The sequence below is a fragment of the Marinobacterium sp. xm-g-48 genome (genome assembly GCF_013282925.1).
Classification (GTDB): domain Bacteria; phylum Pseudomonadota; class Gammaproteobacteria; order Pseudomonadales; family Balneatricaceae; genus Marinobacterium_E.
The window spans coordinates 1-25,503 of record NZ_WBYQ01000001.1 but is presented as its reverse complement, the minus strand read 5'-3'; the positions used below and the strand labels follow the sequence as shown (position 1 = coordinate 25,503).

The window sequence follows — 25,503 nt, the reverse complement described above, 5'->3', positions numbered from 1 at the left end:
GATAAACAGTTCCCGCCCTAAACACACTTCAATTTAATAAATATCGATTCCAATTTTCCCTCTATGGCTTACAATTGATCGATTAAATTTTGGCGCACTGTATCGATTCAACAGAACAGTTGTAATTTTAGGAAGATTTTCATGGCAGCATTTGGTTCTCTCTTTATGCCAGAGATGGCGATAACTTGGTTTGATGGCGACAGCTGGAGCCCAACTGAAGTGGTCGCTAGTGACTCCATCTCATTTCATCCAGGCGCACATGTGCTGCACTACTCAAGCACCTGCTTTGAGGGGTTAAAGGCGTTTCGACATGCTGATGGTTCAGTCAAAATTTTCCGTATGGACAAGAACATTGAACGCTTTGCGCAGAGCAGCCGCCTTCTTGGTTTACCTGAGATTGATAAGGCGCAGACGCAACAAATGATCGAGTCAATCGTTCGACAGTACGCTGCAGATGTACCAGAGCCACCGGGTTCGATGTACATTCGTCCAACACACATTGGTACTGAGCCTGCGATTGGTAAAGCGGCGGTGCCGTCGGTTACCTCATGTCAATACATCCTTCTATCACCTGTAGGTGATTATTTCGCTGGTGGCGATAAAGCACTTCGCCTACTGGTCGACGATGAAGCGATGCGCTGCCCTCCACACATGGGCATGATCAAGAGCGGTGGTAACTACGCTGCAGCCATGGGACCCATCTTAAATGCCAAAGCCCAATACCAGGCGGATCAGGTACTCTTCTGTCCGGGTGGTGACGTTCAAGAGACCGGCGCTGCGAATTTCTTGCTTATTGATGGCAACCAGATCATCACAAAAGCGTTGGATGAGAGCTTCCTGCACGGTGTCACTCGTGACTCCATTCTGACATTAGCTCGTGATCTAGGCATGGATGTTCAAGAGCGCCAGCTTTCAGTAGAAGAGCTTCTGGAACGTGCTGCAAAACCAGGTTGTGAAGCGGCTTTGTCGGGTACGGCTGCCGTTCTGGCCCCTGTAGGTACTCTGATCTACAAAGATAAAGAGTACAAAGTCGGCAACGGTGGAATCGGCGAGACTACCGTTAAGCTTCGTCGTGCACTGAATGACATTCAGTGGGGTAAGGCCGAAGACCCGCACGGCTGGTTAACCCACCTATAAATTTTCAACTAAAAAGGGGCATCAGCCCCTTTTTATTTAGCGTATTTCTAACAGTACTTTCCAGATATTAGAAACGGCCTCTCGCATCTCAGACAGGGCATCTTTTGTTACCACTCCCTTCGCGTTTTGTAGAGTCTGGCGATGGCCTAATGCGCGGTAAGTTTTATAACTCTCGCTTAACACTTCAGCCTGGGTTTGATCCAAATAACCCGCATCCGCCAGAGCCTCAATAATGCGCACGTTATCAGTGAACTCATAAAGCGCAGCTGTCTCTTTAGCGTATCTGAGCACAAGGTACTGCACCGCAAACTCGATATCGACAATACCGCCAGCATCCTGTTTGATATTGAACGCTTCTGAACCCTCTGCAGTGCCAAGATGATCACGCATCTTCTGGCGCATTGCGATCACCTCTTCACGTAACGATTCAGCTTCCCTATCCTTACAAAGGACCTTAGCACGCACCGCTTCAAATTCGGCTTTAAGTCGACTCGACCCTGCCACTACACGGGCACGCACCAGTGCTTGGTGCTCCCAAGTCCAGGCTTCATTCAGTTGATAGGCCTCAAAGGCATTCAGGGAGCTGACCAATAGTCCAGAATTGCCAGAGGGTCGCAGACGCATATCGACCTCATAAAGCTGACCCGAGGTCGTGAAGGTGTTCAATATATGAATGATGCGCTGACCTAAACGCGTGAAAAAAACGTCATTGGCTATCTCTTTATTGCCCCCAGCAGTCATCAAATTACTGGGCGCATCATGCACAAAAACCAGATCCAGATCCGATCCATAAGAGAGCTCAATCCCACCCAATTTACCAAAGCCGATAATGACAAAGTCTTGATCGCATGGAACGCCTGCCGATCGCTGCGGCGTGCCATATTTAGTTGTCATATCGCGCCATGCGATCTGCAAAACCGCCTGAAGAATTGCTTCTGCTAGCCAGGTTAAGTAATCACTCACTTTCATCAGAGGCAATGCACCTGTGATATCCGCAGCAGCCACTCGCAGAATATGGGCATTTCTAAAGTAACGCAGCGCTTCCATTAACTGCTCAATGTCATCCTCTGGGATACGCATCAACTGCTGTCGTAACTCATTGGATAAAGCTTGTGCGTCCGGTGGATTGAACAGTGATGATGCATCAATCAGCTCATCAAGAAGGACCGGTTGATGAGCTAACTTCTCTGCAAACCATGGACTGGCTGAACAGAGCTTTACCAACTGCGCTCGAGCACTGGGGTTTTCGGCTAGCAGAAGAAGATAGGCTGAACGACGCACTACAGCTTGAATCAGCTGCAAAACCCGCTCCAAAGTCTCTTCTGCGTTTTCCACGCCCGACAGATCCCGGAGCAAACGAGGCAGCAGATCCAACAAACGCTCCTGCCCGACATTTTGCAACGCCTGTACCGTTCTTAACTGGCGCAGCGATACCAGTGCCTTCAACGCTCGATCGGTTTCGCTGTAACCCAGCTCTGTCAGATAGTGAGCCAGCGCCTCCTGATCTGCAAACTCCTCATGCCAGAGGCCCGTAAGATGCGCATCGCTCTCAGTTTGCTCGGCATTGCCTTCCTGATCCACTGGTGCAATAACATCTGCAAAGTGCTGTGAGACTCGACTTCGATGCTCATTTAGCTCTGTTAAAAGCGCCTCTGGACTCGTAAAGCCCATGGAGTAGGCAAGGCGCTGCATACCGAGATCATCAGCTGGTAGCTCTTGGGTCTGCTTATCTGCTTGCGCCTGAATCGCATGTTCCACATTACGCAGGAAGACGTAGGCATGGGTTAGCTCTGTCACAACCACGTCTGGAATGCCGACTACCTCTGGGAGAAGTGGCAATATGTTGCACAACTCTCGTTGCTGCAAACGTGTATCACGCCCGCCGCGGATTAGCTGAAAGGCTTGAGCGATGAACTCAACCTCGCGAATACCTCCGGCTCCCAACTTAACGTTATTCTCACGACCCTTTAAACGGTTCTCACGCTCAATCATCCCTTTCATTTCACGCAAAGATTCAAAGGCGCTGTAGTCAATGTACTTACGATAGACAAAGGGGCGCAGATCCTGCATCAACTGGGCGCCAGCTTCCTTATCACCCGCGATGATACGCGCTTTGATCAACGCATAACGCTCCCACTCACGCCCCTGTGTCTGGTAGTACTGCTCCATGGCATCAAAACTGGCAACCAATGGACCAGAAGATCCAAACGGACGCAGACGCATATCGACACGGAATACAAAGCCCTCGGCTGTGGGGGCATCTAAAACACGAATCAATCTTTTACCCAGTCGTGTAAAGAACTCTTGGTTGGATAGTGAACGGCGGCCACCTTGGGTTTCGCCATTGGCGGGGAAGGTAAACATCAGGTCGATATCCGAGGAGAGATTGAGCTCATGTGCCCCCAATTTGCCCATTCCAATGACGGCCATGCGTTGCAAATTTCCATCTAAGTCCATTGGCTCACCCAGATCTTTGACTAGATCTTGGTGCAGCCAATTCAATGCTGCATCAGTAGTGGCATCGGCCAGTTCGGAGAGCATCCGGGTGGTTTCTGTTAGATCGGCCAATCGGTTCAAGTCGCGCCAAATAATTCTAACCATGGCCAATCGACGCAGGCGACGCAGCGCAACACTCAGTGCCTCTTCACTCCCCACAGCTTCAACAGCCGCCAACACTTGCGCTGTTAAAGCACCTGTTGGAAGCTCACCAACATCAAGGTTTAACTGCTCAATCAATTCGGGATGACGCTGCAGCTGATCCGCAACATAGTCAGATCCCAATAGCACTCGATCTAACTCCGCCAACCGATTGTGATCTGATTCAAGCAGATCTCTTGCTGCTGAAACCTTTTGCTGCTGTTTTTCTAGGTAGTCATTCAATATCGCTGTCACTCAAACCACTCCGAAATCTTGCCAATAGGACTAATATACTGCGTTCAGTTATAAGAGGAACAGGACTTAAATCAAATTGCACCAATACTGTGCAAAAGCTCAATTTAAGCCCTACTTTAGTATTGACCTTTGAGTCAGAATGACACAATCTTAAACGAGTAAGCAGAGTGCTGGCGTTGGGTATTAAAGATTATTTGATCAAAACACCCCGTTATACCGTAACTTTCAGACAATTTTTAACGATGAATGTCGATGAAAATGACTCACTGAAAATTGTTGGCACACTAGTTGCTGTGGAAAAAGAACAACAACCTACTCAAAAGAGGATCTACATAATGGCTAAGAAAGCTTTACTAACCGCTTCTATCCTTGCTGCAACAATGACTGCTGGTGCAGTTCAAGCAGCTACTCTTGACGATGTTAAGAGCCGTGGCACCCTAACTTGTGGTGTATCTACTGGTCTTGCAGGCTTCTCTCAAAAAGATGAGAACGGCAAATGGAGCGGTCTCGACGTTGATATGTGTCGTGCGGTTGCAGCTGCAGTACTTGGCGATTCAGAAGCTGTTCAATACAAACCGCTAACCGCTAAAGAGCGTTTCACTGCGCTAGCGTCTGGCGAAATCGACATGCTATCTCGTAACACGACTTGGACTCACACTCGTGATACATCACTAGGTATCAACTTTGCTGGTACTAACTACTACGACGGTGCGTCATTCATGGTCATGAAAGACCTAGGCGTATCAAGCGCAACTGAGCTAGACGGTGCAAACGCATGTATCCAAGCGGGTACCTCTACTGAGCTTGCAATCGCTGACTACTTCCGTGAGAACGGCATGTCATACAAAGCGGTTACTTTCGATACCTCTGACCAAACTCGTCAAGGTTTCGAATCAGGTCGTTGTGACTTCCTAACATCAGACGGTTCTCAGCTAGCGGCACTTCGTATCGGTCTAGCTAACCCAGGCAATGCAGTGATTCTTCCCGAAGTTATCTCTAAAGAGCCTCTAGGCCCAGTAGTTCGTCAAGGCGATGACCAGTGGTTCAACATTGTTAAGTGGTCTCTAAACGCAATGATCGAAGCAGAAGAGCAGAAGGTCACTTCTGCAAACGCAGCTGACATGAAAGCGAACGGCAACCCAGCTAACAAGCGTCTACTAGGTGCTGAAGGTGAACTAGGTGCTAACCTAGGTCTAAGTGCTGACTGGGCTTACAACATCATCACTCAAGTAGGTAACTACTCAGAGTCGTTTGAGCGTAACGTGGGTATGGATTCACCACTTAAGCTAGCACGTGGTATCAACGCGTCTTGGCGTGATGGCGGTATCCTATACGCACCAGCTATGCGCTAAAACCGAAGCGATCTAAAAAGGGGCACAACAGTGCCCCTTTCTGCGTGAAAGCACTCTATTTTTAGGTTAATTCAATGTTCAAACAAAAAACCATTGAAGAGGTTAAGTCAGCGAGCCGTAAATCGAGCTCCGGAACCACCTCCAACGCCTTTTATAACAACCCACGCATCCGCGGTTTCTTCTATCAGATCGCACTGGTCGCTGGGTTGCTCTATTTCTTTGGCACCATCATTGGCAACACGCTGGCCAACATGGAAGCGACGGGGATCAAAACCGGTTTCGACTTCTTAGGCGCAGCTGCAGGCTATGATGTCTTGATGTCGTTGATCTCCTTTGAGTCGACCGACACCTACGGACGAATATTTGTTGTCGGTTTCTTAAACACCCTTTTGGTCTCGGCCATCGGTATCTTCTTCGCGACGCTACTTGGATTTATCTTTGGTGTGGCGCACTTCTCGCATAACTGGTTGATTCGTAAGATTGCTCTGGTCTATGTAGAAATCTTCCGAAACGTACCGCTTCTGCTACAGGTGTTCTTCTGGTACTTCGCCGTTCTATCCAGTCTGCCTGGCGCTCGCCAAAGCTTGAGTTTAGGCGAAGCTGTGTTCCTCAACGTTCGCGGCCTCTACCTACCTAAACTGATTGGCGGCGATCTATCATCTTTGGTCTGGATCGCTTTAGGCGCTGCCGTTGCAGGAATTTTTGTACTGCGTCGCTGGGCCAAAAAACGTCAAGAGCTGACCGGCCAACAGTTCCCTGTGCTGAAGACCAGCATCGCCATGGTGATTCTATTTCCATTAATTGTTGCAGCGTTAACGGGCTTTCCATTCACCGTTGAATACCCAGCTCTAAAGGGCTTTAACTACTTCGGTGGTATTACCGTCATCCCAGAGCTGATGTCGCTTGCCATTGCGCTGTCGGTCTACACTGGTGCATTCATTGCCGAAGCCGTGCGTGCAGGTGTGCAATCGATTCCACACGGTCAAACAGAAGCGGCTCGCAGCATTGGTTTGCGTGAGAATAAGATCATGTCATTGATCATCGTGCCTCAGGCAATGCGTGTCATTGTGCCGCTACTGAACTCCGAGTATCAGTCACTGGTGAAGAACTCTACGCTAGCGGCGGCGGTCGGTTATCCCGATCTATTCAACGTATTTGTCGGCACCGCTCTTAACCAGACTGGACAAGCGATTGAGACCATCTTTATGACCATTATCGTCTACTTTGTGGTCAATATGGTGATCTCGTTCCTCATGAACCGATTTAACAGCGCGGTTGCGTTGGTGAGCCGATAGGAGAGCATAATGAAAGAATTTCAGCCTATTGCAGCCCGCCCGGCACCGATTAAAACCGTCGGTTTTACAGCCTGGCTGCGTGACAACCTTTTCTCTTCGATCCCGAACTCGGTCGTAACCCTTTCAGTCATTGCACTGTTGGCTTACTACCTACCACTTATCTTTGACTGGGCTTTTTGGTCGGCAAATTTCACCGGCACCACAGAAGATGCCTGTGTCAAAGAGGGGGCTTGTTGGGTCTTTATTAACGCTTGGTCTTACCAATTCTTCTATGGGACTTACCCTGTTGAAGAGGTATGGCGTATCAACCTAACCCTAATCTTACTAGTGATGGTGATTGCGGCGTCATTCACACTGCCAAAATCGATTCGCCTGAAAGCTTCCATCACATCTTGGTTACTACTACCGATTGTGGGTATCGCTATCCTAGATGGTCGTTGGTTAGGTCTAGAGGTTGTCAGTACTGACCTTTGGGGTGGATTTACGCTCAACGTCTTTATGGCAGCCGCCAGCATTATCGTCGCCTTCCCATTCAGCTTCCTGTGGGCTTTGGGCCGTCGCTCAGAGATGCCATTTATCCGATCCGTTTCAGTTATCTTTATCGAGTTCTTCCGTGGTGTTCCGGTACTGTCGCTCTTCTTCATGGGCTCAGTCATGCTGCCACTCTTCTTTGCAGAAGGAACGAACGTCGATAAGTTGATTCGTGTCTGGTTGGTATTGATCTTCTTCATGTCAGGTTACATGGCAGAAGTGTTCCGTGGTGGTTTCCAAGCTGTCCCGTCGGGTCAATACGAAGCGGCAGATTCGATCGGCCTTAGCTACTGGCAGAAGATCCTGTTGATCATCTTGCCGCAGGTTATCAAAGTGTCGATGCCGAACATTCTGGCTACCTTTGTCATGCTGTTTAAGAACACAACCTTCTTGTTGATCATCGGCATCCCAGAAGTCGTTCAAACACTACAGACAGCTCTGTCTAACTCCTACTGGCTAGGTGGCCATGCGCTTGAAGGTTACCTATTCGTCTTCCTCGTGTTCTGGGGAAGCTGTTTCAGCATGTCGGTGCTTGCTCGCCGCATCGAACGTCAAATGAATACTGATAAGAGAGACTAATCATGACCGCAACTAACTCAGCAGCAGACTCTCAAGATGTCATCGTTATTGAGAACCTAAACAAGTGGTACGGTAATTTCCATGTACTACGTGATATCAATCTGCGTGTTAAAAAAGGTGAGCGTATCGTTATCTGTGGCCCGTCGGGCTCAGGCAAATCGACCACCATTCGCTGTATCAACCGCCTAGAGGAGTTCCAAGAGGGATCTCTAGTGGTTGACGGTGTCGAGATGATTGAAGATGTTAAGAATATCGAAAAGATCCGCCGCGACGTGGGCATGGTGTTCCAGCACTTCAACCTATTCCCGCACCTAACCATTCTGGAAAACCTAACACTCGGTCCGATCTGGGTTCAGAAGAAGCCAAAAGCGGAAGCTGAAGAGATCGCAATGAAGTACCTAGAGCGCGTTAAGATTCCTGATCAGGCTGATAAGTACCCAGGCCAGCTATCGGGTGGTCAGCAGCAGCGTGTCGCGATTGCGCGCTCCCTCTGTATGAACCCGAACATCATGCTGTTTGATGAGCCGACGTCAGCTCTCGATCCTGAGATGATCAAAGAGGTACTCGACGTCATGGTTGAGCTCGCTGAAGAGGGTATGACCATGTTGTGTGTGACACACGAGATGGGCTTCGCTAAGAAAGTTGCTGACCGTGTCATCTTCATGGATGCAGGACAAATTGTGGAAGAGAATGAACCCAACGAGTTCTTTAACAATCCACAGAACGAGCGTACTAAACTCTTCCTAAGTCAGATTCTGGGGCACTAATACAGAGCCTTCACCCCTCAATGAAGGCTAAAGCTCTTCTCAGGGCTGAAGCTCTCCACAAAGCGGTTGTTGCCATTGGGCCTCAACCGCTTTTTTGTCTAAGCCTTTTGCAAACAGATAGTGCAGCTTGGCAAAGGCCGCTTCAGGTGTCATATCAAAGCCCGGCAATGCGCCCAACTCTGCTAACAAAGCTCCGGTCTCATAAGCCCCTGGAATGACTCGACCTTTCAGACACTGGGTCATGTTGACCAACAGCACACCTTTCTCATGAGCACGCCTTAGTGCATCGCCAAAGTCACTGCTGGTCGTTGGAATATTGCCACTGCCAAAGCTCAACAACACAACAGCTCGCAGGCGATCATCCGTCAGAAGCCCATCCATGATAGCGGCAGACATTCCGGGGTAGATCAAAAGGGTCGCGACTGCGCCCTCTTGGTAGCCCAGCACTTCTGGAACCGCAGCTTCATGGATAGATGAGATCTCACCGTTTGGCATCTCAAAAGCGACATAGTCCTGAGCATCCACTTTTCGAACGCGGTTTGCCTGAAGATTAAGTCCGCCAAAACAGACACGAACGCCTTCAACATCAGGCTGGGCCAGATAGCTAAGCGAATCCAACAGGTTAGTTGGCGCATCACTGCCCTCAACACCTAAGGGGTACTGAGATCCCGTCACCACAACAGGCTGACTCAAACCCAGCAGCGCAAAGCTTAACGCCGATGCGGTGTACGCTAAGGTATCCGTGCCATGAATCACAATAAAGCCGGCATAGTGATGCTGTTCAGATAGGATCGTTTCGCAGATGCGCGTCCAATCATTTAAACGAAGATCGGAACTGTCGATGAGGGGAAGCAGGTCGACGAGATCAAATGAATAGTGCGCCAACTCTGGTACCTGTTCTCGCAGCCGTAATTCAAGATCGGCAGCGGGCGCCAGCCCGGCTTCACCTAGCACCATACCAAAGGTGCCACCGGTATTAATGATCAGAACCTTATTCATCACCCGCTCCTTGAGTCGTTTCACGAATGAAGTGAGCCGTTCTGAGCGCTAACTGACCGATTGAAGGATCATTCAAAAGATCAGCAGAGATCGATCGTGATCTCTCTTGAATGGTCTTATAAAAGGTTGGAGTGGAGCCGCTGAAATAGGCCAAATCATAAAGAGGCATGACTCGAGTAAGCAGTGCTTCGTACTCCTTCAGCAGCCCTGCAGAGGCTTCTAAATCACTTAACTGTCGCAACAGTGCAATCTGTTGTTCCAGGGCAGAACAGAGGGTGGTAATGACCGTTGGTGCGAGAGTGATTGGAATCAATTCATAACAGCGCTGCCAACAGATGGTCATGGCCGAGAGGCGCTCAACACGCTCAGCCAAATCGCCACGCTCCATGATAAGCGATGGCAACTCTGGGGCAGGAGGGTGCTCGAATCGTAGCTCCCAGCCACGCTGCGCCTTGCTACGCTGACCAATCCACAGTGGGCTCAATCGAGTCAATTGTTCAGCAAGATCAAACAGAGCACTGGCATCGCCCTGTTTTAGCTCTAACTCCACTTCAGAGATCGGCTCAATACGATTACCGGTTCGTACTTCACCCTGATCACAAGCGATCTCGATCTGCGTCTGTTCGCGTTGATAGAGCCAAGTTGTGCGCTTAAAGTTGGTTGAAAAGACAGGGTAGAGGCTGTCACTGTCGAGATCGGCGGGCAGCAACTCCTTTAGAAGATCCAACTTGAGATTGGGCCCATCGATCACCCACTCATATTCACCACGAGTGGAGAGCCCCGATGCATCGGTTATCCCAGTCGTTTTCAAAGTCTGCAGCCACTGATCGCCAGATTTACGAATGCGCAGCGCCATTTTCATCCGTTTCAAAGACTCATCCGGCGTATCGTAGTAGAGATTGAGAAGGAGCTTTGATTCACTGGGTAAGTCACTTAAAAACGGCAGTGCGCAGACCTGTGCTGCCACAGTCGGAAGGCAACCTAACTTTAACTCAAGCTCTTTGGACATGATTCCATTCTCAATAACGCGGATGTTTAAGCCATTGTACAAGAGTTTTGAGCTCTGAATCAGTGACCAACGCACTGGAACAGGATAAAGTCAGATGAAATATTTATGGAGAGCCGACCATGCCCATGCCACCCAAGCCGATAGAGATGATCAGTTCACTGATAGCTGTGCCCTCTATCAGCTCAACCACACCGAAATGGGATCACTCAAACCTCGGCGTCATTGAGTTACTGCACAGCTGGTGTGAATCGCTAGGGTTTCAATGTGAGGTGATGCCGGTTCCCAACAACCCAGGCAAAGCCAATCTAATAGCAACCTTGGGCACAGGACCTGGCGGTCTCGTTCTCTCTGGCCATACCGATACTGTGCCCTGTGATCCAGAGCTGTGGAAATCAGACCCTTTTAAAGTCGAAGAGCGTGATCAAAAACTGTATGGGCTGGGCACCTGTGACATGAAAGGCTTTTTAGCACTGGCGATTGAAGCCGCCAAGCAATACAAAGATACACCCTTACAAGCACCGCTGATCATTCTCGCAACAGCCGATGAGGAGTCCTCGATGTCTGGGGCAAGAGCCTTGGTCGATGCGGGCAAACCCAAAGCACGTGCTGCGTTGATCGGCGAGCCGACCAGCCTGAAACCGATCAGAATGCATAAAGGCATGATGATGGAAGCGGTTCGCATTGAGGGGCAAGCGGGTCACTCATCCGATCCATCGCTTGGGGCCAATGCGCTAGAGGCGATGAGTGGTGTGATGAATGAGCTGCTCACAATACGCAGCGAGCTTCAGTCTAAGTATCAGAACTCAAACTTTAGAATCGACGTCCCGACCATGAATTTGGGCTGTATCCACGGTGGTGATAATCCCAATCGGATCTGTGGGCAGTGTGAGTTGGAGTTTGACCTTCGCCCGCTACCTGGCATGTCGATGGATGGACTGCGAAACCTAATCAGCGATCGGCTCAAGCCGATAGAGCAGAAGCACAGAGTGGATCTGAGTGTTCGCTCACTATTCCCCGGCATCCCTCCGTTTGAACAGAGCGAAAGCGAATTTGTGGCATGTGTCGAACGACTCACTGGACACAAAGCGGAAGCGGTCGCATTTGGCACAGAGGCGCCCTTCCTGCAGCAGATGGGGATGCAGACACTGGTACTCGGACCTGGGTCGATTGATCAGGCTCACCAGCCAGATGAGTTCTTAGCGCTGGATCAATTCGCTCCAACCCTCGATCTGTTGCATAATCTAATCAATCAATACTGTGTGAAAGGCTGTTAACGATGGATAGCTCATCGAACTATGTGAAGTGGTTTAGGCACTCATCACCCTACATCCACCATCATCGTGATAAAACGATGGTGATGATGCTGACGGGTGAAGCCGTTGCCAGCGACAACTTTGCTAATATTATTCATGACATTGCGCTGCTGAATGGCTTAGGTGTTAAGCTCGTTCTGGTGCACGGTGCGCGCCCACAAATTGATCAACGCCTTCAAGCTGCCGGCAAAGAGGTTAGACTGCACCACGATCAGCGTATTACCTCACCCGACCTAATGGGTGATGTCATTGATGCCGTGGCCAATGTCAGAACCGAATTTGAAGCACGCCTCTCTATGAGCCTTGCCAACACACCGATGCACGGCGCCAAAATACGTGTTGTTAGTGGCAACTTTGTTATGGCTAAACCGCTGGGTGTTCTTGATGGCGTGGACATGGGATTAACCGGCGAGCTGCGTCGCGTCGACAGTGAAGCGATTCAGCAGCAGTTAGCCCTAGAGAACATAGTGCTGGTGACCAACCTGGGTTACTCACCGACTGGAGAGATCTTCAACCTATCGGTTGAGGAGGTCGCAGTGAATGTAGCGACAGCATTGAACGCCGACAAACTTGTGCTGTTTGGCGCACAGCAGGGTATACGTGATAGCCAAGGCGAGTTACGCAGTGAACTGCTCGCGTCGACGGCTAAACGTCTGGTTTCGCACTATTTAGCGAATATTGATGACCCGACTCAACCACACTCCGAGATCGCTTGTCTGCTTGGTGCCGCGGCCGATGCTTGTGAGCGTGGTGTGCCACGTTGTCACCTAGTGAGCTACCAAGAGGATGGTGCACTGCTAACGGAACTGTTCACCCGAGACGGTTACGGCACAATGGTCAGCCGCCACTCCTATGAGCAGGTCAGGGAAGCGAGCATCGATGATGTCGGCGGTCTGATTGATCTTATCGCCCCTCTAGAGCAGGCCGGTGTGTTGGTGCGCCGCTCTAGAGAGCTGCTCGAATCTGAAATTGAGCGCTTCTCTGTCATTGAACGAGATAATGCGATCATTGGCTGTGCCGCCCTCTACCCCTTCCATGAAGAGGGCGTTGGTGAGCTTGCCGGAATAGCCGTCAGTGATGAGTATCGTGGTGGTGAACGTGGTGATAGTCTGCTTGAGCACATTACTGAGCGAGCTAAAGCCATTGGCCTTAAAGAGTTGTTTGTACTGACAACAAGAACCGCACACTGGTTCTTGGAGAGAGGCTTTGTAGAGCGCGATTTAAGCGCACTACCCACTGAACGTCAGGCGCTCTATAACTTTCAAAGAAACTCAAAAGTCTTCTTTAAAATCTTGGAGTAATCACTCCTCACCAGCCGGAAGGCGGAGTCTAATCTGGGCTCCGCCAAGCTCCGACTGCGCTATTTCGATACCCCCGTTGTAACTGCTGACAATATCCGTCACAACGGCTAAACCTATGCCCTGACCAGGTCGAGAGGTGTCGAGACGAGCACCTCGTTCAATGACAACCTGATGTTCCTCTGTCGAGATAGCTTGGCCATCATTCTCTATAACAATCTCTAACCACTGCTGCTCTTGCGTCGCAGAGAGACGAACCTGATGATCACAATACTTAAAGGCGTTCTCAATCAGATTACCCAGCATCTCCATCAGATCTCGTTCATCACCCGCGAAGAAATGATTTAACCCTTCACGCTCGACATCGATCTCTTTTGCGGCATAGACCCGGCCAAGTGCATTAACAATACGATCGACCGACAACAGCAGGCTGGTGGCGCCTGTCATAGCCTGCTCTTTAGACTTCACCGCACGGCTCAATTGATACTGCACAATCTGAGTCATGCGATCACTCTGCTCTTCAACCAAGCGTTTATAGCTCGATTGCGAGTGTTGCTCTTCTCCGGCACCACGAATCACTGCCAGTGGTGTTTTAAGACTGTGTGCAAGGTCGCCTAGGGTGTTGCGGTAGCGCTCTCGTTGCGAGCGCTCGGATTCGATCAGGCGGTTCAAGTTCTTGGTAATACGCTCCACCTCATAGGGATAGACACCTTCAAGCTTCTCCGCATCACCCTGCTCAATCATAGAGAGGTCGTCCGCAAGATCATCCAAGGGTTTCAGACCCCAACGAAGAATAAAGAACTGCAGCAAAAGAGCCAGCAAGTAGACCGCTAATAACCAACCCCACAACTGGCGTTGGAAGGCTAGCAGCTCTTCCATCGCGGCCGCATCTGAACTCACTATCGCGATGGTGTAACGAAACTCCTTCTCTTCAATCTCCCAAACCAGTGGGTAGACGTAGAGGTAGAATCCTTGATCTTTTAAGTGCTGAAATCGACTACTGCCCGGCTCCGGCTGGATGGTTGAAACCTGAATGAGAAACTGCTCTTCGAGCAGTGCACTCGACTCAGACTGCCAACGCAATAGACCTTGAGCATCGAACACCAGCCCTGATAATCCAGATTGGACCTGACTGAAACGCGGCTCTTGAAGGCGGCGTGGTAGGACGAGCTCCCCCTCCACCAGATCAGCGGACCCCAAAATACCATAGGTTTGCAGTTGCGCTTGGGAGCGCTCCGATGCAAACAGACTGCTCTCGTAGGCGTTCTGCAGTGCTGCACCGGCGAAAATAATCAGAATAGGGAGCAGCACAATCGACGCCCAAAGGAGTCGAGTCTGCAGAGATCCGGGCACCCATTTGATGCCCGAAAAGAACTTATTCAGAGGCTTCCAGAGCAAAACGATAGCCTAGACCTCGGACGGTCATGATCGGATGCAAGGTCTGATCAGGATCCAGTTTTTGACGAAGACGACGAACAAACACTTCCAACACATTGGAGTCGCGATCGTAATCTTGATGGTAAAGATGCTCAGTCAACTCAGCTTTAGAGATTGTCTTACCGGCGTGCACCATTAGGTACTCCAATGTGCGGTATTCATAGCTGGTCAGTTTAATTTCTGAGCCATTAACAAATACGGCACGTGCGACCGTATCCAAAGTAATGGGGCCAAAGGTCATCTGCGGGGAGGCGTGACCAGCTGCACGACGAAGCAGTGCATTCACGCGCGCATTCAGCTCTTCCATGTGAAAAGGTTTAACAAGGTAATCGTCAGCGCCCGCTTCTAACCCCTCTACCTTATCCTGCCAATCACCGCGTGCCGTAAGAATCAAAATAGGAAACTGTCTCTGCGCTTTACGCCAGCCTCGAATAACATCAAGGCCTGACATGCCGGGTAGGCCAATATCGACAATCGCAAGATCGTATTCAAACTCACTGCCCTGGTAGAGCGCTTCGTTACCATCACCGCAATCTTCTACAGTATAAGCACGACCCGATAGACCGCTGACTAGCTGACGACGTAGATCCGGATCGTCCTCAACGACGAGTATTTTCACTGTGCAGCCTCCTCACTTAAAGGAGCTTTCTCGCTTACAGGAACATCCTCGGTTACCGTATCCGATTCAGCTTCTGCAGCAAGCGGCTCTTCAAGAGGCTTAATAATGTCACCATTAGCTGCATCAATAACGACGTCTTTAACACGCCCTTCGTTAACAATACGGATAGTGAAAAGAAGCAGTCCAGCTTCGTCCGGTGTCTCTTCCGCTTTCACCACTTCACCACCGAATGTGTCGATGGCCAGATCAGCTGCAGCCTTAAGATCAAAGGGCAATTGCACATCAGCCACACTCACTTCAGCGGCACTGGTCGACTCAGGGGTGACAACAGGATCAATGACACCTTCAGGAATTGCAACGGCTTCAGGCGAAGTAACATCTGCTTCAACAACAGCAGTAACCGCATCGGCCACGGCCTCTTTATCAGCGGCACTAGCAACAGAAAACCCCAAAAACACGGGGCTCAACATCAACAAAAATAAGTGTTTCAAACACTCCTCCAAACACGAGGATAGAACAATGATTATTAGAATAACTCAGCACATATTAATTGAGTCTGAATCGGTAAAAAACCCTACTCAGAATAAGGAACCTGCGAACAAGTCTTTAAGCTGATCATTTCGTTCAATCTGATATACTGAGTGGATAATTTTTTGGCGTAATCAAAAGAGAGAAGACGATGCCACAGTACCGTTCAAAAACATCCACCGCTGGCCGCAATATGGCTGGTGCCCGCGCGCTTTGGCGTGCAACTGGCATGAAAGATGATGACTTTCACAAACCGATCATTGCCGTAGCCAACTCATTTACTCAGTTCGTTCCCGGCCACGTTCACCTAAAAGACATGGGGCAGCTAGTCGCACGTGAGATCGAACGTGCGGGCGGTGTTGCAAAAGAGTTCAACACCATTGCCGTCGATGACGGCATCGCGATGGGCCACGACGGTATGCTCTACTCTCTACCTAGCCGTGACATCATCGCCGACTCAGTGGAGTACATGGTGAACGCACACTGTGCCGATGCCATTGTCTGCATCTCTAACTGTGACAAGATCACACCGGGAATGTTGATGGCCTCTATGCGCCTGAACATCCCTGTTATCTTCGTCACCGGCGGCCCAATGGAAGCCGGCAAGACAAAACTAGCAGAGCACAAACTCGATCTAGTCGATGCAATGGTACTGGCAGCCGATCCAACGGCTTCCGATGAGACAGTAGACGCCGTTGAGCGCTCAGCCTGTCCAACCTGTGGTTCTTGTTCTGGTATGTTTACGGCCAACTCGATGAACTGTTTGGCAGAAGCTTTAGGTCTTGCTCTACCAGGTAACGGTACGGTCGTGGCAACCCACGCTGACCGTGAAAACCTCTTCCTAGAGGCAGGCCGCCGCATCGTTGAGATGGCAAAGGACTACTACGAGAATGACAACGAACGCGTTCTACCTCGTAGCGTTGGATTCAAAGCCTTTGAAAACGCGATCACGCTGGATATCGCAATGGGCGGTTCTACCAATACCATTCTTCACCTTCTAGCGATTGCTCAAGAGGCAGAGATCGACTTCACATTGGCTGACATCGATCGTCTTTCACGCGTCGTCCCACAGCTCTGTAAAGTGGCGCCAAATACACCTAAATACCACATTGAAGATGTACACCGTGCGGGTGGCATCATGGCCATTTTGGGTGAGCTCGATCGTGGCGGCAAATTACACACCGACGTTCCAAGCGTAGCTGGTAAAGATATGGCTGAAGTGCTCGACAAATGGGACATCATGCGCAATCCAACACCGGAAGTCGTTGAGTTCTACAAAGCGGGTCCTGCCGGCATTCCAACTCAACAAGCCTTCTCTCAATCGACGCGCTGGCCATCTCTTGATGGGGATCGCGCCGAGGGTTGTATCCGTTCAGTAGAGCACGCTTTCTCTCAAGAGGGTGGCCTAGCTGTACTGTTCGGCAACCTAGCTCAAGATGGTTGTGTTGTGAAAACAGCCGGTGTTGATGACTCGATCCTTGTGTTTGAAGGTCCCGCACACATCACCGAATCTCAAGACGAAGCGGTTGATCATATCCTAAACGACCAGGTCAAAGCGGGCGACGTTGTCATTGTTCGTTACGAAGGTCCTAAGGGTGGCCCAGGCATGCAAGAGATGCTCTACCCAACGTCATACATCAAGTCTAAGGGTCTAGGTAAAGCCTGTGCTCTTCTTACTGATGGTCGTTTCTCGGGTGGTACTTCAGGCCTATCGATCGGTCACGTCTCACCAGAAGCTGCTGGTGGCGGTAACATCGGTCTTGTTCGAGATGGCGATATAATTCGTATCGACATTCCAAATCGCACCATCGACGTGCTTGTCAGCGATGAAGAGCTAGCGACTCGTCGCGCAGCGCAAGATGCAGCGGGATGGAAGCCTGCTAAAGAGCGTCCTCGTAAAGTCTCTGCAGCGCTAAAAGCCTACGCGAAGCTTGTTACGGCAGCGGATAAGGGTGCCGTTCGCGATCTTAGTCAGCTGGACTGATCTAATCGCAAGCGACATAAATAAGCCGGCAGAAGTGCCGGCTTTTTTGTAGGTGTAGGGTTTAGAGCATCGGTTTTAAGAAACGCCCCGTCTCAGACCCTTCAGTATCAGCCACCTGCTCAGGGGTTCCTTCAGCGACAATACGACCACCGCCACTGCCACCTTCAGGCCCCAAATCGACTATCCAATCCGCCGTTTTAATCACATCGAGGTTGTGCTCGATAACAACGATGGTATTGCCGTGATCGCGCAGACGATTAAGGACCGTCAACAGCTGCTCAATGTCATAGAAGTGCAGACCGGTCGTCGGCTCATCGAGAATGTAGAGCGTCTTGCCTGTATCCCGCTTAGAGAGCTCTTTGGCCAACTTAACGCGCTGCGCCTCACCACCGGACAGCGTCGTTGCCGCTTGGCCTAATCGGATGTAACTCAAGCCGACATCGATCAGGGTCTGTAATCTGCGAGCCAAGGCAGGGATAGCATCGAAGAACTCTCGTGCGTCCTCAACCGTTTGGTCCAGCACCTCATGAATATTTTTACCCTTGTACTGAACTTCCAGAGTTTCGCGGTTGTAACGCTTCCCTTTACAGACATCACAAGGCACGTACACATCCGGTAGGAAGTGCATCTCTACCTTAATAACGCCATCACCCTGACAGGCTTCACAACGTCCGCCTTTGACGTTGAAGCTGAATCGTCCTGGTTTGTAGCCACGTGAACGAGCCTCTTGGGTACCGGCAAACAGTTCGCGTACCTGAGTAAAGATACCGGTATAGGTTGCAGGGTTTGAACGAGGGGTACGACCGATTGGACTCTGATCGATATCGATTACCTTATCGAAGTGGTCCATACCGACCACCTTTTTATACGGAGCTGGCGTTAAGGTCGTCGCGTTATTCAGTTCCGTTGCCGCAATCGGGTAGAGCGTATTATTAATTAGTGTCGACTTACCAGAGCCCGATACACCGGTGATACAGGTAAACAGGCCAACCGGAATCTCTAGGTCGACGTTTTGCAGATTGTTACCAGAGGCCCCAAACAGTTTGAGCGACTTCTTAGGATCACGCTCATGGCGCTGCTTGGGCACCTCAATGGCACGCTTGCCGGAGAGGTATTGACCAGTAAGTGAGCGCTCACTGTTAACGATATCCTCATAGCTTCCAGAACCAACAACCTCGCCACCGTGTACACCGGCACCAGGACCAATATCAATAATATGATCAGCTTGGCGGATCGCATCCTCGTCGTGCTCAACGACAATCACGGTATTACCCAGGTCGCGTAGATGCTCAAGCGTCTTCAAAAGACGCTCATTATCGCGTTGGTGCAGACCGATAGAGGGCTCATCTAGGATGTACATCACACCGACTAGACCGGCACCAATCTGACTGGCCAGACGAATACGCTGAGCTTCGCCGCCTGATAGAGTCTCTGCACTGCGCTCTAGAGAGAGGTAATCAAGTCCGACATTGACAAGGAAGCTGAGTCGTTCACGGATCTCTTTCAGCACTTTCTCTGCGATCTCGCCCTGTTTTCCCTCTAGCTTCAAGCCATTGAAGTAGTCCAATGCTGAACCAATGGGGTAACGTACAAGCTCTGGCAGTGTCTTGTCATCGATGAATACGTGACGCGCTTCACGACGCAGACGACTGCCAGAACAACTCGGACAAGGCTGCATGTTGATGTACTTCGCTAAGTCATCACGCACCATGTCTGACTCAGTCTCTTTATAACGACGCTCAAGGTTATTAATAACCCCTTCAAAAGCGTGTGATTTAGAGACGATATCGCCACGATCATTCAGGTAGCGGAATGGTACTGTCTCAGTACCGCTGCCATAGAGGATCACCTCTTGATGCTTTTTAGACAGATCCTTAAACGGCGTATCGATATCAAAGCCGTAGTGTTCGGCAACTGCTTTAAGCTGTTGGAAATAGTAAAGCGTGCGTCGATCCCAACCACGAATTGCCCCTTCAGAGAGCGTCAGAGTGTTATCTTGAACAACCTTGTTGGGATCAAAATACTGCTTAACCCCCAAACCATCGCAGCTTGGGCAAGCGCCGTGTGGGTTGTTGAAAGAGAAGAGGCGCGGCTCTAGCTCTTGAATGGAGTGCCCACACTTAGGACAAGCAAAACGCGCAGAGAAGATCATCTCTTCGCCCGCACCCTCATCCATCCAATCAACCGTTGCCAGACCGTCGGTAAGATTGATGGCGGTTTCAAACGACTCAGCAAGACGTTGCTGTAGGTCAGATCGCACTTTAAAACGATCTACGACCACATCAATACGGTGCTTCTTGTTCTTATCGAGCGCCGGGACATCATCTAAATCAACAACCGTGCCATCAATACGAGCTCGAACAAAGCCTTGGGCTCTTAACTCATTCAAAGTGTGCAGATGCTCGCCTTTACGATCCTGCACAACAGGTGCCAGTAGCATCAGTTTAGACCCCTCTGGCAGTGCCAACACTTGGTCGACCATCTGACTGATAGTTTGCGCCTTTAGAGGTAGATCATGATCAGGACAACGCGGTTCACCCGCACGAGCGTAAAGAAGGCGCAGGTAGTCATAGATCTCAGTAATGGTACCGACCGTTGAACGCGGGTTGTGGGAGGTCGACTTCTGCTCAATAGAGATGGCCGGCGAGAGACCTTCAATGTGGTCCACCTCGGGTTTTTCCATCATCGATAGGAACTGACGCGCGTAGGTAGAGAGTGACTCGACATAACGTCGCTGTCCCTCAGCATAGAGCGTATCGAAGGCAAGTGAGGACTTACCAGATCCCGATAGACCGGTCACTACGACTAACTTATCGCGGGGTATCTCTAGATCGATCCCTTTAAGGTTATGGGTGCGCGCACCGCGTACCAGAATTGTGTCCATTACTGCTCCGGCCGTGAAAAAACGAGTACTATATCATGCAGTTCAATACGACAGATAAGTAGATTGCAATTACGGCTGAATCGCCGCTTTTGATCTGTTAAAGTAACCTAAATTGATTAAAGTTTTTGTGCGGAGATAAGAATGGCACGCGGTATTAATAAAGTAATTCTAGTGGGTAACATTGGTGGTGACCCAGAGACTCGTTACATGCCAAACGGTGGTGCGGTGACCAACATCACACTGGCAACCAGTGACTCTTGGAAAGACAAGAACACGGGGCAAATGAACGAACGTACCGAGTGGCACCGCATTGTATTCTTTAACCGCCTTGCTGAGATCGCTGGTGAGTACCTTCGCAAAGGTTCAAAAGTCTACGTTGAAGGCGCACTGCGTACCCGTAAATGGCAGGGTCAAGATGGCCAAGATCGCTACACTACTGAAATCGTAGCGAGCGAAATGCAGATGCTAGATGGCCGAAATGGCGGTGGCGACAACATGGGCGGCGGTTACCAACAGCAGGGCGGCGATATGGGTTACAACCAACAACCTCAGCAAAGTGCACCGCGTCAACAAGCGCCTCAGCAGGCGCCGCAACAACAAGCCCCGCAACAGCAGCCTCCTGCGTTTGATGACTTTGATGATGACATCCCGTTCTAAGCGATCGCTTAGATAGGATAGCCATCAAGAAGCCACGAACTCCGTGGCTTCTTTTGGTTTGGACCGACTATGACATTGCTACCGACTGCTTACATTACAGGTGCCATTACCGGAGCGAGCTTAATCGCTGCGATTGGTGCTCAAAATGCCTTTGTATTAACCCAAGGAGTTAAGCGGCACTACTTTTGGCAGATTGCCCTCACCTGCGCATTGATCGATACCCTGTTAATTTTTGCGGGTGCCGCTGGCATGGGTGCTTTAATCAATCGCTCCGAGCTATTTTTAACCTTGGTTACCTGGGGCGGTGCTGCCTTTTTGATACTCTATGGATGCAAAGCAGGGTTGTCGGCACTCAAAAGCAACACTCTACAAGCTAATAAAAGCGCAGGTTTTAGCAGCCTCTCTACAGCATTGATGGCAACCGCAGCCTTAAGCCTGCTTAACCCCCATGTCTACCTAGATACTGTGGTACTACTGGGCAGCATTGCAGGGCGTTATGACAGCCTAGACACTTATTGGTTTGCAGCCGGTGCATCCAGTTTCTCTCTGCTCTGGTTTTTAACCATTAGCTACGGTGCGAGAGCGCTTACACCTCTGTTTGCCAATCCACTGGCTTGGCGCGTATTAGATTGCCTCGTAGCCCTTACTATGTGGACAATAGCTTACCTGCTGTTAACCGACTCTTTAGGGAAATAGGGAGAGATATGAACGAAGCTCAATGGTGGATATTCCTTCCAGCCTGTATCGGGATGAACTTTTTCCCTGGTCCCAATAACCTGATAGCACTGATACATGGGACACGCACTTCACTCTTTGCTGCATCAGTTGCCGGTCTTGCGCGTCTACCCGTCATGGTGGTGATGCTGGTTCTGCTTGCTTATGGCCTAGAAGCGCTGCTTGCACTAAGCGAACACGCTTTCTTTGTTATGAAGCTAATCGGTGCCGCTTACTTGCTCTACATGGCCTGGCAATCACTCCGTGCACAGGTCAACCTGAACAGTGTCGATGCACAAGAGACAAAAATCTGGGAGATGGCTCGATCAGAAGCGATCGTCGCCTCAACCAACCCTAAGTTGATCCTGATCTTCACCGCCTTCTTTCCACAATTTATGGATCCAACAGCCAATATCGCCGAGCAGGTTACTGTCATGGGCGGAACCTTTATTGTGATAGAGATCGGTGCGTTAATTGCTTATGCATCGGGTGGCCGCTGGTTGCAGAAAAAGCTCGCTGATGAGTCAAACACTAAATGGTTGGCACGTTTCACCGCAACAGCATTAACGGCCGCGGCTGGTTTGGTGTTAATGCCATAAAAACGATTCGACCCCCTGCCACAGTAATCGCAGCGCAAGCAGAGTAATGACCAGTCGAAACAGCTGATTAAAGAGATCAGAAGAGATCTTATGCAGAATGTTGAGCCCGACCCAAGTGCCTATTGCGCCCGATAGAATCATTAGTGCGATGAGGGGCAGCCACTCAAGGAATGAGAATCCAACAAACGCGAACACAACACCCTTTAATAGATGTTGCCCCGTCAATGCAGCGGCCATTGTCGCTACTTTCGATAGCTTATCCGCTCCAGTGCGGTAGACAAGCCCTCCGACTAAAGGGCCGGTTGCTCCAACAAACATCGAGATAATCGTGGTTAACCCACCTGCTACAACTGCCCCTTTTGGAGAGAGACCACCCCCTTTCGGTTTAGGCCCCCAAACGATCCATAATATAAATAGGCCAACCGCAATTTGAATCCACGTCAGGGGCAACTGAACGACGATGAACGACGCAATCACCGCTCCTATGACGGCACCCGCCATAAATTGAGCGATCAATGGACGATCAATATGGCGCCAAGTCAGCAGTGCACGATTAAAATTAGAGCCAAATTGGACCAATCCATGCACCGGAATCAGTGCAGCAAGCGGCATTATCTGCGCCAAGACCGCTAGCAACAGCGCGCCGCCACCAATGCCAAGCGTTGCCGTTAGCAGCGAGGTAAAGCCTGAAAGCACAATTAGAAACCAAGATTCTGATACGGTCAGCAAATCGGGTAGCAGGGCGTTAATGGATGCGAGCATAGTAAATAAACTGTTAATGGAATTTTGACGCGGTCTTAATGGACCAGGGCCGGCTGAGTCACTGAGGGGGACTGCTGAAGCCAACTAGGCCATTTATCATAGTGCCACTCAGCGACCTCAAATAGCCGGTGCATAATATTCAGCCACTGACGAGCATTAACACGAGGCATGGCAAGAGTGGCACACTCCTCATCACAGAATAGCTTTAACGTCAGTCGCTCATGCGAGACATTCAGATCAACACGATTGATTAACCACTCAGAACTGCCCTCTATCGCCTTAACAGGTGCCTCTTCGACCTGAGCTTGTTGAGCACGGTATTGAGTAAATGATTGAAGAGTATCCGACTCAGGACGCCCCACTGTCTCTGATTCAATCGCTTTAACCATCGCCCCAATGAGTCGCACCAAAAGACGACGCGTTAGCCAAATGACAATCGTTTGCTGCTGACTCTCTTCGACCACCATTCGAATTCGGTCCTCAGACGGTGAGAACTCGGTGGTGAAGCGATTAATAGTGAAATCTGATGGCATATTAGAATTAGATAAACGGAACGAATGGCACGCAGCCCGACACAAGCAGGGCCGTTAATAAAAATATCATTAGGCGCATTTCAAAATCCTAAGCTATAAATAAGAGACTCATTATAGAGTTTGCTCCAGTAGTAAGAAACCGACGCATAGGCAAAAGAGTATCTGTAAATCATCAGCACAGGAGTGCAACCATGGATATGCAACAAAAAGAACAAACCCCGCTGACCATTCCTCAGGTCGCGTTTGATTGGTACGACGAATATGCACACGGTGATATTGACCGACGCACCTTCCTAGCGCGCTTAGGCACTTTAGGCATTGCAGGATTAACCCTTGGCGCAATGACGACAGCACTGACACCAAACTACGCCCTGGCGGAACAGGTCTCATTCAATGATCCCGAAATCAAAGGGAGATATGTAGAGTTCGAGTCGCCTGAAGGCCATGGAAAAGGGCGCGGATACCTAGTTGTTCCAGCAGGGGTCGATGAGATGAATGATGCGCCGACCGTACTGGTTGCCCACGAGAACCGTGGTTTGAATCCATACATCGAGGACGTCGCTAGACGTCTGGCCAAAGCAGGCTATATCGCCTTTGCACCCGATGCTCTCTATCCATTGGGTGGTTACCCAGGCAACGATGACGAAGGCCGCGCAATGCAGCGTACGTTAGAGCGAAGCAAAATCGTTGCAGACTTCATTGCAGCCGCTCAGTTTATTAAGAATCACGAGTTCAGCAGTGGCAAACTGGGTATGGTTGGATTCTGCTTTGGTGGCTACCTAGTCAATCAACTAGCGATCGATCTAGGATCAGATTTGAACGCCGGTGTTCCCTTCTATGGAACGCCTGCTGAAGACGGATTTGAGAAGATCACTGCTCCATTACAGTTCCACTTTGCAGAACTGGATAAGCGCGTGAATGGAACCTGGGTCGACTACCAGCCTATATTGGATAAGCTAGGTAAAACTTATACCGCTCACACCTACGCAGGAGTGAACCACGGCTTCCACAACGACTCGACTGCACGCTACAGCGAAGCTGAAGCAGAGCTGGCTTGGGAGAGAACCTTGGCGTTCTTTGCAGAGCATTTGAGAGGGTAGTTGGAGCGGTCTTGCGAAGGCCGGGAAGGTTGGGCGCGTAATTGGAGAGCAGATGACAGGCTAAAGCCAGTCACTGGTGTGCTTAACTCACTACGAAGCTACGGTGACTGGCCTTCAGCCTGTCATCCGCTCTATCCGTTGGCAGAGATTCTGTTAAAACGTTGGAGCGGTCTTGCAAAGGCCGCGATGGATTTGGCAGAGATCCTTTACGAAGCTCTCAATGACCTACAATAGGTGCCGAGCGTTGCTCGTCATCGCTTCGCGACGCTTGCAGCGCCTCAACCCCGCCCCGTTGGGGCATGGGTTGTCACATGGGCATTCGCTCAGAAGTCTCCTTGCTCCAAACATAAAAAAAGGGTCATCCGAACGGATGACCCTTTTTCTATGTTAGGTGCCTGGCAATGACCTACTCTCACATGGGGAAACCCCACACTACCATCGGCGATGACGCGTTTCACGACTGAGTTCGGTAAGGGATCAGGTGGTTCCACGTCTCTATTGTCACCAGGCAAAA

22 protein-coding genes and 1 rRNA gene are annotated in these 25,503 nt (G+C 50.2%); 13 read left to right on the top strand and 10 right to left on the bottom strand.

Features of this window, described 5'->3' with window-relative positions:
- Positions 1-135: 135 nt before the first annotated feature.
- On the top strand, positions 136-1,137 hold the full coding sequence (locus tag XMG48_RS00115) for a branched-chain amino acid aminotransferase (RefSeq protein ID WP_371731428.1): 1,002 nt from the start codon (positions 136-138) through the stop codon (positions 1,135-1,137).
- Positions 1,138-1,173: 36 nt separating this feature from the next.
- On the opposite strand, the gene glnE is transcribed toward XMG48_RS00115, so the two are convergent.
- Positions 1,174-4,029, bottom strand: coding sequence for a bifunctional [glutamate--ammonia ligase]-adenylyl-L-tyrosine phosphorylase/[glutamate--ammonia-ligase] adenylyltransferase (glnE, locus tag XMG48_RS00110; protein WP_173480040.1), 2,856 nt, complete (start codon positions 4,027-4,029; stop codon positions 1,174-1,176).
- A 335-nt stretch (positions 4,030-4,364) separates the two neighbouring features.
- Between glnE and XMG48_RS00105 the strand changes: the two genes are divergently transcribed.
- The 4 genes from XMG48_RS00105 (at position 4,365) to XMG48_RS00090 (ending at position 8,553) form a co-directional block, all read left to right on the top strand.
- Positions 4,365-5,381 carry an amino acid ABC transporter substrate-binding protein gene (locus XMG48_RS00105; protein ID WP_173480039.1) on the top strand — a complete coding sequence of 339 codons (1,017 nt, stop codon included), beginning with the start codon at positions 4,365-4,367 and terminating at the stop codon, positions 5,379-5,381.
- Positions 5,382-5,455: 74 nt separating this feature from the next.
- A complete protein-coding gene (locus XMG48_RS00100) occupies positions 5,456-6,676 on the top strand; it encodes an amino acid ABC transporter permease (protein WP_173480038.1) in 1,221 nt (406 codons plus the stop codon).
- Positions 6,677-6,685: 9 nt separating this feature from the next.
- A complete protein-coding gene (locus XMG48_RS00095) occupies positions 6,686-7,786 on the top strand; it encodes an amino acid ABC transporter permease (RefSeq protein WP_173480037.1) in 1,101 nt (366 codons plus the stop codon).
- 2 nt (positions 7,787-7,788) lie between these two features.
- Positions 7,789-8,553, top strand: a complete 765-nt coding sequence (locus XMG48_RS00090; protein WP_173480036.1) for an amino acid ABC transporter ATP-binding protein — start codon at positions 7,789-7,791, stop codon at positions 8,551-8,553.
- Between the two features lie 39 nt (positions 8,554-8,592).
- On the opposite strand, the gene XMG48_RS00085 is transcribed toward XMG48_RS00090, so the two are convergent.
- Positions 8,593-9,552, bottom strand: coding sequence for an asparaginase (locus XMG48_RS00085; protein ID WP_173480035.1), 960 nt, complete (start codon positions 9,550-9,552; stop codon positions 8,593-8,595).
- Entirely contained in the window at positions 9,545-10,561 is a 1,017-nt protein-coding gene (locus XMG48_RS00080; protein ID WP_173480034.1) for a CYTH domain-containing protein, read from the bottom strand. Before XMG48_RS00080 ends, XMG48_RS00085 begins: the two co-directional genes overlap by 8 nt.
- A gap of 119 nt (positions 10,562-10,680) precedes the next feature.
- Between XMG48_RS00080 and argE the strand changes: the two genes are divergently transcribed.
- Both argE and argA read left to right on the top strand, forming a co-directional pair.
- The gene (argE, locus tag XMG48_RS00075) at positions 10,681-11,835 is read left to right on the top strand and encodes an acetylornithine deacetylase (RefSeq protein WP_173480033.1); all 1,155 of its coding nucleotides are present in this window, start codon (positions 10,681-10,683) and stop codon (positions 11,833-11,835) included.
- Positions 11,836-11,837: 2 nt separating this feature from the next.
- Positions 11,838-13,175, top strand: coding sequence for an amino-acid N-acetyltransferase (gene argA / locus XMG48_RS00070; RefSeq protein WP_173480032.1), 1,338 nt, complete (start codon positions 11,838-11,840; stop codon positions 13,173-13,175).
- Here the strand turns inward: argA and XMG48_RS00065 are convergent, their stop codons facing one another.
- Genes XMG48_RS00065 through XMG48_RS00055 form a run of 3 tightly spaced genes read right to left on the bottom strand, consistent with a single transcriptional unit; the run spans position 13,176 to position 15,719 of the window.
- Entirely contained in the window at positions 13,176-14,570 is a 1,395-nt protein-coding gene (locus XMG48_RS00065) for an ATP-binding protein (RefSeq protein ID WP_254442888.1), read from the bottom strand.
- Entirely contained in the window at positions 14,548-15,228 is a 681-nt protein-coding gene (locus tag XMG48_RS00060) for a response regulator transcription factor (RefSeq protein WP_173480031.1), read from the bottom strand. The genes XMG48_RS00065 and XMG48_RS00060 overlap by 23 nt, the downstream gene beginning before the upstream one ends.
- Positions 15,225-15,719 (bottom strand): PepSY domain-containing protein, encoded by a 495-nt coding sequence (locus XMG48_RS00055; protein WP_173480030.1) that lies wholly within the window; start codon positions 15,717-15,719, stop codon positions 15,225-15,227. The genes XMG48_RS00060 and XMG48_RS00055 overlap by 4 nt, the downstream gene beginning before the upstream one ends.
- A gap of 188 nt (positions 15,720-15,907) precedes the next feature.
- Here XMG48_RS00055 and ilvD point away from each other — a divergent pair, with 188 nt between their 5' ends.
- Entirely contained in the window at positions 15,908-17,740 is a 1,833-nt protein-coding gene (ilvD, locus tag XMG48_RS00050; protein WP_173480029.1) for a dihydroxy-acid dehydratase, read from the top strand.
- A 61-nt stretch (positions 17,741-17,801) separates the two neighbouring features.
- Here ilvD and uvrA read toward each other — a convergent pair whose 3' ends face one another.
- Positions 17,802-20,624 carry an excinuclease ABC subunit UvrA gene (gene uvrA / locus XMG48_RS00045; protein WP_173480028.1) on the bottom strand — a complete coding sequence of 941 codons (2,823 nt, stop codon included), beginning with the start codon at positions 20,622-20,624 and terminating at the stop codon, positions 17,802-17,804.
- 141 nt (positions 20,625-20,765) lie between these two features.
- Between uvrA and ssb the strand changes: the two genes are divergently transcribed.
- The 3 genes from ssb to XMG48_RS00030 all read left to right on the top strand — a co-directional run bounded on the left by ssb (position 20,766) and on the right by XMG48_RS00030 (position 22,594).
- On the top strand, positions 20,766-21,281 hold the full coding sequence (ssb, locus tag XMG48_RS00040) for a single-stranded DNA-binding protein (protein ID WP_173480027.1): 516 nt from the start codon (positions 20,766-20,768) through the stop codon (positions 21,279-21,281).
- A gap of 69 nt (positions 21,282-21,350) precedes the next feature.
- Positions 21,351-21,977 carry a LysE/ArgO family amino acid transporter gene (locus tag XMG48_RS00035; RefSeq protein ID WP_173480026.1) on the top strand — a complete coding sequence of 209 codons (627 nt, stop codon included), beginning with the start codon at positions 21,351-21,353 and terminating at the stop codon, positions 21,975-21,977.
- An 8-nt stretch (positions 21,978-21,985) separates the two neighbouring features.
- Positions 21,986-22,594, top strand: coding sequence for a LysE family translocator (locus XMG48_RS00030; RefSeq protein WP_173480025.1), 609 nt, complete (start codon positions 21,986-21,988; stop codon positions 22,592-22,594).
- On the opposite strand, the gene XMG48_RS00025 is transcribed toward XMG48_RS00030, so the two are convergent.
- The gene (locus XMG48_RS00025; protein WP_173480024.1) at positions 22,583-23,356 is read right to left on the bottom strand and encodes a sulfite exporter TauE/SafE family protein; all 774 of its coding nucleotides are present in this window, start codon (positions 23,354-23,356) and stop codon (positions 22,583-22,585) included. The genes XMG48_RS00030 and XMG48_RS00025 overlap by 12 nt on opposite strands.
- A 35-nt stretch (positions 23,357-23,391) precedes the next feature.
- The gene (locus tag XMG48_RS00020) at positions 23,392-23,889 is read right to left on the bottom strand and encodes a hypothetical protein (RefSeq protein ID WP_173480023.1); all 498 of its coding nucleotides are present in this window, start codon (positions 23,887-23,889) and stop codon (positions 23,392-23,394) included.
- 191 nt (positions 23,890-24,080) lie between these two features.
- Between XMG48_RS00020 and XMG48_RS00015 the strand changes: the two genes are divergently transcribed.
- The gene (locus XMG48_RS00015) at positions 24,081-24,989 is read left to right on the top strand and encodes a dienelactone hydrolase family protein (protein ID WP_173480022.1); all 909 of its coding nucleotides are present in this window, start codon (positions 24,081-24,083) and stop codon (positions 24,987-24,989) included.
- A gap of 78 nt (positions 24,990-25,067) precedes the next feature.
- Positions 25,068-25,223, top strand: a complete 156-nt coding sequence (locus XMG48_RS00010) for a hypothetical protein (RefSeq protein WP_173480021.1) — start codon at positions 25,068-25,070, stop codon at positions 25,221-25,223.
- A 159-nt stretch (positions 25,224-25,382) separates the two neighbouring features.
- Here XMG48_RS00010 and rrf read toward each other — a convergent pair.
- Positions 25,383-25,498 (bottom strand): 5S ribosomal RNA (gene rrf, locus XMG48_RS00005).
- Positions 25,499-25,503: the final 5 nt, after the last annotated feature.

Excerpts from the sequence above, each read along its gene's own strand:
- XMG48_RS00105 (WP_173480039.1), top strand. The coding sequence starts at position 4,365 with ATGGCTAAGAAAGCTTTACTAACCGCTTCTATCCTTGCTGCAACAATG.
- XMG48_RS00100 (WP_173480038.1), top strand. The coding sequence starts at position 5,456 with ATGTTCAAACAAAAAACCATTGAAGAGGTTAAGTCAGCGAGCCGTAAA.
- XMG48_RS00095 (WP_173480037.1), top strand. The coding sequence starts at position 6,686 with ATGAAAGAATTTCAGCCTATTGCAGCCCGCCCGGCACCGATTAAAACC.
- XMG48_RS00090 (WP_173480036.1), top strand. The coding sequence starts at position 7,789 with ATGACCGCAACTAACTCAGCAGCAGACTCTCAAGATGTCATCGTTATT.
- XMG48_RS00085 (WP_173480035.1), bottom strand. The coding sequence starts at position 9,552 with ATGAATAAGGTTCTGATCATTAATACCGGTGGCACCTTTGGTATGGTG.
- XMG48_RS00080 (WP_173480034.1), bottom strand. The coding sequence starts at position 10,561 with ATGTCCAAAGAGCTTGAGTTAAAGTTAGGTTGCCTTCCGACTGTGGCA.
- argE (WP_173480033.1), top strand. The coding sequence starts at position 10,681 with ATGCCCATGCCACCCAAGCCGATAGAGATGATCAGTTCACTGATAGCT.
- argA (WP_173480032.1), top strand. The coding sequence starts at position 11,838 with ATGGATAGCTCATCGAACTATGTGAAGTGGTTTAGGCACTCATCACCC.
- ilvD (WP_173480029.1), top strand. The coding sequence starts at position 15,908 with ATGCCACAGTACCGTTCAAAAACATCCACCGCTGGCCGCAATATGGCT.
- uvrA (WP_173480028.1), bottom strand. The coding sequence starts at position 20,624 with ATGGACACAATTCTGGTACGCGGTGCGCGCACCCATAACCTTAAAGGG.
- ssb (WP_173480027.1), top strand. The coding sequence starts at position 20,766 with ATGGCACGCGGTATTAATAAAGTAATTCTAGTGGGTAACATTGGTGGT.
- XMG48_RS00035 (WP_173480026.1), top strand. The coding sequence starts at position 21,351 with ATGACATTGCTACCGACTGCTTACATTACAGGTGCCATTACCGGAGCG.
- XMG48_RS00030 (WP_173480025.1), top strand. The coding sequence starts at position 21,986 with ATGAACGAAGCTCAATGGTGGATATTCCTTCCAGCCTGTATCGGGATG.
- XMG48_RS00025 (WP_173480024.1), bottom strand. The coding sequence starts at position 23,356 with ATGCTCGCATCCATTAACGCCCTGCTACCCGATTTGCTGACCGTATCA.
- XMG48_RS00020 (WP_173480023.1), bottom strand. The coding sequence starts at position 23,889 with ATGCCATCAGATTTCACTATTAATCGCTTCACCACCGAGTTCTCACCG.
- XMG48_RS00015 (WP_173480022.1), top strand. The coding sequence starts at position 24,081 with ATGGATATGCAACAAAAAGAACAAACCCCGCTGACCATTCCTCAGGTC.